Origin of the sequence: Bilophila sp. 4_1_30, from assembly GCF_000224655.1 — a bacterium.
Classification (GTDB): Bacteria; Desulfobacterota; Desulfovibrionia; order Desulfovibrionales; family Desulfovibrionaceae; genus Bilophila; species Bilophila wadsworthia.
In genome coordinates this window covers 1,144,944-1,151,517 of record NZ_JH114232.1, presented here as the reverse complement: position 1 = coordinate 1,151,517, position 6,574 = coordinate 1,144,944, and the positions used below count along the sequence as shown (strand labels likewise).

5 protein-coding genes are annotated in these 6,574 nt (G+C 59.6%); 2 read left to right on the top strand and 3 right to left on the bottom strand.

Going from position 1 to position 6,574, the window contains the following annotated elements:
* Positions 1-529 precede the first annotated feature (529 nt).
* Positions 530-1,888, bottom strand: a complete 1,359-nt coding sequence (locus HMPREF0178_RS11680) for a radical SAM protein (protein ID WP_009733586.1) — start codon at positions 1,886-1,888, stop codon at positions 530-532.
* A 133-nt stretch (positions 1,889-2,021) separates the two neighbouring features.
* Here HMPREF0178_RS11680 and HMPREF0178_RS11675 point away from each other — a divergent pair, with 133 nt between their 5' ends.
* A complete protein-coding gene (locus HMPREF0178_RS11675) occupies positions 2,022-2,396 on the top strand; it encodes a hypothetical protein (protein WP_009733585.1) in 375 nt (124 codons plus the stop codon).
* An 82-nt stretch (positions 2,397-2,478) separates the two neighbouring features.
* On the opposite strand, the gene HMPREF0178_RS11670 is transcribed toward HMPREF0178_RS11675, so the two are convergent.
* Together HMPREF0178_RS11670 and HMPREF0178_RS11665 are read right to left on the bottom strand one after the other, a co-directional pair.
* Positions 2,479-3,072, bottom strand: a complete 594-nt coding sequence (locus HMPREF0178_RS11670) for an HdeA/HdeB family chaperone (protein WP_009733584.1) — start codon at positions 3,070-3,072, stop codon at positions 2,479-2,481.
* Positions 3,073-3,502: 430 nt separating this feature from the next.
* Positions 3,503-4,381 carry a hypothetical protein gene (locus HMPREF0178_RS11665; RefSeq protein WP_009733583.1) on the bottom strand — a complete coding sequence of 293 codons (879 nt, stop codon included), beginning with the start codon at positions 4,379-4,381 and terminating at the stop codon, positions 3,503-3,505.
* 457 nt (positions 4,382-4,838) lie between these two features.
* Between HMPREF0178_RS11665 and HMPREF0178_RS11660 the strand changes: the two genes are divergently transcribed.
* Positions 4,839-6,563 carry a proline--tRNA ligase gene (locus HMPREF0178_RS11660; protein ID WP_009733582.1) on the top strand — a complete coding sequence of 575 codons (1,725 nt, stop codon included), beginning with the start codon at positions 4,839-4,841 and terminating at the stop codon, positions 6,561-6,563.
* Positions 6,564-6,574 lie beyond the last annotated feature (11 nt).

Below are 6,574 nucleotides of genomic sequence, written 5' to 3'. Positions count from 1 at the left end.
TGATTTGCATCGCCGTCGGCTACATGCGCACGGCCCCGATCCGCAAGCGCTGGAACGCCGTCCGCCGTTTTGGGAGAAGGAACAAGCAATAAATTGATTGAACCGGGGAGGGGAGAGGGAACCCTTCTCCAGAAGGGTTCCCTCTCCCCTCCCCGGACCCCACCCCTCTCCCTCCCAAGACTTTCGACTTTATCGAATCCCTGTTCGAGGTTTTCGGTGCACCTTTTTGGGATGGCTCAATAAAGCTATAAAAAGCAGGACATGTAGAAGACAGCAAGCTCCTGTTACAGATGCAAAGAAGCCGGGCAATACGGTTGCCCGGCTTCTCATTTGTTGAAAAAGCCTCCCCTGTTCCTTCCGAAACGCCCTCTTTCCGACGAGTACGCCGTCCCAAATAATTTGCCTAGGGAACGCTGGGACCAGGGATTCAATAAACACGAAAGTCTTTGAAGAGGAGAGGGTGGGGTTTGGGGAGGGGGAGGAGAAACTTTCCTCAGAAAGTTTCTCCTCCCCCTCCCCAATGCTTCAATTATTTACCGCTCTCTTCTTCAGCTTCCGAAACCTCAAGCGGAGCGGGCTTCCACTCTCCGGGCATGGGCGTATCCCCGAGATCGGCCTTATCGCCGAGATAGGGATTGAAATACCCGTACGTGATCCACGGACAGGCCCGCCGGATGCGCTTGCGGAAGTTGTTCAACCCCACGGACGGGCCGAACGAAATCCCTTCGAGCAGCGAGGGGTAAAATTCGGGATCGATGTTCAGATTCCGGAGCTGCACAAGACTGATGCCGGTGGACTGGAACAGTTCGATGAGGGCTTCGATTTCCTCTTCCGTATCCGTGATTCCTGGGAAATACAGCAAGTTGACGGCGACGTGTACCCCACGCGAACGGGCCTCTATGATGGACTGCCGCACATCGTCGAACGTGTAGCCGTGCGGGCGGTAGTACCGTTCGTACACTTCGGGACGGGCACTGTTGAGGCTCACGCGCAGCGAGGTCAAGCCCGCTTCCGCAAGCTCGGCGATGGCCTGCGGCCGGGAGGAATTGGAGTTCAGGTTGATCGTGCCGTGCCCTCCGGCCTCGCGGTAACGCCGCACCGACTCAATGAGCAGCGGCGCTTCGGTCAACGGCTCGCCTTCGCAGCCCTGCCCGAAGGAAAAGACCGGCTTTTCAGTCTCGCGGCTCGCATGGAACCGCATGATCTCCACCACTTCCTCGGGCGTGGGCGTGAAGGTCAGCCGACACTGGGGGGTGGCGCAGATCTTGGAGCCTTCCTCCTGCTGTGAAATGCATCCGATGCATCGGGCATTGCAGGTCCGGGACGTGGGCAGCGGCGCTTCGTAGCGGCCAAGGCTCAGGTTCTTCGCCGCCGGGCAGCCGTAACGCAGCGTACAATTCTGCATGATGTGCTGCATAAGCCTGTTGTCCGGGAAATCTTCAATGATCTTTCGGGCGGAACGGTCGATCTTGCCGCGGGAAATCCCTTTGAAGACCTGCCGCACGTCCTCATCCACCTTCTTGGCGCAGACGTAGAAACGCCCGTTGGCGAATCCGACCGCCCCATAGGCGAACAGAGGCAGCATGGGCGCGCCTTCATCGGTCATATACACGGGATGCGCCGTCAGCGTGTGCGCGGGCGCGGCGAAAGCGGCAACGGCCCAATCTTCCATGACTTCGGTTTCGCCGGTCTCCGGGTTCAGGCCCACGGCCCGGCGTCCGGGCAGCAGGAACAGCTCGCTCTCCTCAGGCAGAGGCATCAGTTCATCGGGACGGGGCAGGCTCCATTCCTCGCCCCGGCGGCACAGAAGCAAAAAATCCGGATGATCGTAGATATTCCCCTGCTCGTCAGCGACAAGCATATGGGGACGGATGGAGGGAGATGCCATATGTAAGGTCCTTGCGGTTGCGGTCAATGGGTATTATGAGGTAAGCCGATGCGCCTACAGGTACTGGAAGTGACACGACTCCGCAAGGGGCAGGCCGGGGCGCGCACATCACGCAAGGAAAAAGGAAAAGGTTATGCTGCTGGCTTTCGAGGTTGTGTTGTTCGGAGGTTTGGCCTTCATGTTTTTCTGTATTCTGCGCAATCAGGACAGTATGTTGAAGACCATGCGCGAAGAGCACGGCGCTATTCTTTCCACGCTGGCCAAACTGGAGAAGCGCATCGCCACACTCCAGCAGCTTGAGGCCAGCATCGCCATCAATCCCTTGGCCGTTCAGCCGCCGTATCCCCCGGAAAAGAAGCAGGAACTACCCCAAACGTGGGACCGCGCTCCCGAGCCCGCCGAGAAACCGTCCTCTCCCCTCGGCGGCTTGAGCATGGACCCGCCCTCTTCCCTCGGTTATTCCGATGACAATCCCCAAAAGAGCGGTTTGCCTGAATTGAAGCTGTAGAAGCAAGAAGGGATGCCAGATTGAAAGGGAAAAACGAAAGGCCGGGAAGTCCCCGGCCTTTCGTATCCGCTCTGAATAAAAACTACTCTTCGCCCATGATCACTTTACGCATGACGTCGATCAGTTTGGCGTCGGACCCGCCGGCCTTGCACTGGGCGAGCACTTCGGCCACGTCTTCCCGGAACGTATCCAGATGGATGGCCTGATCCTGATCCGCTTCCTCGTTCTCGGAAAGCTCGGACTCCAGATACCCCTGCGTCCACAGCAACAGCTGCGCGAGGTCTTCAGTTTTCGTCATGCCGTCGAGATCGGAACAGCGGGGCTCGCTCCCACCATCGGGCACATCATACTGCACTTCTTCAAGAATACCGTCGAGCGCTTTACCGGGGTTCTTGGCGCAGACGGCCATGATGCCGCTCTCGAAATTCTTGACGGCCCCCGGGACGAATACCGTGCTTGACCCCTCCGCGGCGTAGCCTTCGAGGAAGGCCGTAACAAGCCGCCGCGTGCCCGCGTCCAGCCCGTTATACTGCTTGCAGGACAATTCAAACGGATCAACGTCATTGCCGACGCCCTTCATGGTAAAGGTGCTGAAATCGTCCAAGGCCAGAGCGTTCGACGTCATCATCATGACGCCCGCGACACCCAAGCAGGCAAACGTGAAAAAACGCTTCATACTCGCTACTCCAGAAAGAAGCGGATCGGGCTGCGAACGGGGCCAGCCATGTTCAAAAATATGCCGGAGCCCCCCGGCTCCCTGCGGCACCGTGCTGCAGGGATTGCCCGGAGTATCGCATGTTCGAACGCTTGTCCATATGCTTGTATGATAAGAAAAACGGCTAGGTTGGAGAACGGGGCGACGGCATGAGGCAACAGCGCCTTCCCGTCGCCCGGAGGCCTTACGAAAGAGCCCGAACGGAACCTTCTGCCCTCCGTGAAACTGTCCCGGCTGCACGAAAAAAAATATCCGCAACGCCTCTCCCCATGTCCCGTAACCGCGATTTCGGCCATCCATGTCCAACGGAAAAATTGAGCCCTTGAAAAAGAAAGAGCCGTCCGAAGCGAACGCTCCGGAACGGCTCATCCATTTTGTATCCGTTTATATCCTAGAAGCTGTAACTGGCCCGCAAGACCGCACCGAGCGCACGGTCCACGTCCGTCTTGGAAAATTCGTCGCCGCCCTTGTCGTACAGGCGGAGCTGGCGATCAAACAGCAGTTCGGCGCCAACCGTCAATTTCAGGTCCGCAAGGGGCGTGATGTCGAGATACGCGCCGCCCGTATAGCCGGACTCTTCCACGTACCCCTTCCCGGCGACGCTGCTGTCGTTGGACAGACGATAGATGTCGCGATCCCATTTCGCCGCCACGCGTGCCGCAAGCAGATCATTGAAACGATACTGCACCCTCGTGCCGGGAAATCCTATAATGCCGGACAGCCCATAATCATGCTCGTTGCGCCACTCAGCCCCGACTATCGGCATGACAAGCGGGCGCACCGGAGAAATCAGGCCCGCCGCGCCGACATGGAATTTCAGGTCGTAGGTGGGCGAGAAGGTCAAGCCGCCGCGAGGCGCGAACGTAAACGAGTCCCAGATCTGATCTTCAAAGCCGGAAATGATGGAGCCGCCCGCAAACCAGTTCACCGACTCGCCCAGAGCGCCATTGAACGAAGCGTCCAGCGTCAGCTTGTTCAGCTGGTCCCACGGTGAGCCCTTTTTGCTGAAATTCACCGAGTCGGAATGGCTCCAGCTAAAGTCGGAACGCTTGTAGGCCAGCGTAAACCATTTGTATCCGGCGGATACGCCGGTTTCCGTCTTGGAATACGAACCGCCCTCGTCCACATCGGCCTTTTCATAGCCCTGCGTGTATATGTTGAAGCGCGGCCCGTCCGATTCCCATGCCCATGAAGTATCCGGCATACCGAACGCCGCCAGAACCATAAGACATGCGGCAACGGTGAATCCCCTGAACTGTCTTGCGATCATCTTTTTCTCCCAAAAGCGTTTTACTGCCCTTCCGGGCGGAACGAACGATTGCAATACACCGGAAAGTATCGTGTTGTACACCCCCGTCTTTCCACGCTCCGGGACAACGGGCTTTCTTGCAGTATTTATGCTTTCCCCCGCAGACAGGATAAGAGAGGAAAGACAGCGGAGGCAGCACCGAAAAAGCCGCATTTCCCCCGCATGACCGGAACGGCGGGTGCCCTGCCCGGATCCGCCGCGGCCTGATCTTCATCGTGGGAATAAATCCATACCGGCCCCCGCCGTACGGCCGCCCGACTTGCCATACCATCCAGCGAGCCCCATCCCCCGAGCCAAACGGCCGCATTGGATGGGCAGGTATCTTTTGCCTTTTTGCCGCTTCGGGGTTACACTATTGCCCATCTTTAAGAGCCCGAACGCATCCGAAGGGCTCCCCATTTCATTCTGAGGTACATCTATGCGCTGGAGTCAATGGTACATCCCCACTCTGAAAGAAGCCCCGGGCGACGCTGAAGTCATCAGCCACAAACTGTTGATCCGCGCGGGCATGATTCGCAAGCTCACTTCCGGCATCTATACGTGGCTGCCTCTGGGGCTGCGGACCCTGAACAAGGCCGCGAACATCGTGCGCGAGGAAATGGACCGGGCGGGCGCTCAGGAAATCCTCATGCCGACCGTGCAGCCCGCCGACCTGTGGCGCGAATCCGGGCGTTGGGAACACTATGGCAAGGAACTCCTGCGCTTCAAGGACCGCCATGAGCGCGACTACTGCCTCGGCCCTACGCACGAGGAAGTCGTCACCGACCTCATCCGCGGCGAAGTGCGTTCCTACCGCCAGCTTCCCATGAACCTGTACCAGATCCAGACCAAGTTCCGCGACGAGATCCGCCCCCGCTTCGGCCTGATGCGCGGGCGCGAATTCCTGATGAAGGACGCCTACTCCTTCGACAGGGACGATGCGGGCGCGGACATCAGCTACAAGAAGATGTTCGAGGCGTACAAAAAGATTTTCAGCCGCATGGCGTTGCAGTTCCGTCCCGTGGAAGCCGACTCCGGCTCCATCGGCGGCAACTTCTCGCATGAGTTCATGGTGCTGGCCGAAACCGGCGAAGACACCATCGCCTACTGTACCGGATGCGACTGGTCCGCCAACATCGAGCGCGCCGCCGTCCTCCCGCCCGCCAAGGCCTGTGAGGAAACCTGCGCCGCCATCGAGGAAGTGACCACCCCAGATCAGCACACCATCGAAGAAGTCTGCGGCTTCCTCAAGGTTCCCGCGCAGAAGCTCATCAAGACGCTGCTCTACGTGGTGGACGGCAAGCCCGTCGCGGCCCTCGTGCGCGGCGACCGCGAGCTGAACGAAATCAAACTGAAGAACTACTTCAAGGCCGACGAAGTGGTCCTCGCCTCGCCCGAGCAGGTGACCCAGTGGACCAACGCCCCGGTGGGCTTCGCGGGTCCCGTGGGCTTCACCGCCGGCCCCATCGTCGCCGACCATGAGCTCATGGCCGACACGGACTGGATCGCGGGCGCGAACAAGGCCGACACGCATATCCTGCATGTGGACCTCAAGCGCGACGTTCCGGCATTCGCCTATGCGGATCTGCGTTCCATCGCGGAAGGCGACGTCTGCCCCCGCTGCGGCAAGCCGGTGGCCTTTGCCAAGGGTATCGAAGTGGGCCACGTCTTCAAGCTCGGCACCAAGTACTCCACCGCCCTTAACGCCATCTACCTTGACGAAAACGGCAAGGAGCAGACCATCATCATGGGCTGCTACGGCATCGGCGTTTCCCGCGTGGTCGCGGCCTGCATCGAGCAGAACAACGACGGCGACGGCATCGCCTTCCCCCCGCCGCTCGCACCGTTCGACCTCGAGCTCCTCAACCTCGATCCCAAGAACGCCGACACCGCCGCCAAGGCCGACGAGCTGTATGATCTGCTGACCGGCATGGGCCTCGACGTGCTTCTCGACGACCGCGAGGAACGCCCCGGCGTGAAGTTCAAGGACGCCGACCTCGTCGGGCTGCCCATGCAGGTGGTCGTCGGCGGCAAGGGCCTCGCCCGCGGCATCGTCGAAGTGAAGAACCGCAAGACCGGCGAGAAGAGCGAACTGCCCGTGGAAGGCTTCGCCGAAGCCTTCGCCGCGTGGCGCAAGAGCGTCCTCGCCTGCTGGGGTATGTAAGGAACTTTATT

Coding starts and splice junctions, on each gene's coding strand:
- HMPREF0178_RS11675 (WP_009733585.1), top strand. CDS start 2,022: ATGCTGCTGGCTTTCGAGGTTGTGTTGTTCGGAGGTTTGGCCTTCATG.
- HMPREF0178_RS11670 (WP_009733584.1), bottom strand. CDS start 3,072: ATGAAGCGTTTTTTCACGTTTGCCTGCTTGGGTGTCGCGGGCGTCATG.
- HMPREF0178_RS11680 (WP_009733586.1), bottom strand. CDS start 1,888: ATGGCATCTCCCTCCATCCGTCCCCATATGCTTGTCGCTGACGAGCAG.
- HMPREF0178_RS11665 (WP_009733583.1), bottom strand. CDS start 4,381: ATGATCGCAAGACAGTTCAGGGGATTCACCGTTGCCGCATGTCTTATG.
- HMPREF0178_RS11660 (WP_009733582.1), top strand. CDS start 4,839: ATGCGCTGGAGTCAATGGTACATCCCCACTCTGAAAGAAGCCCCGGGC.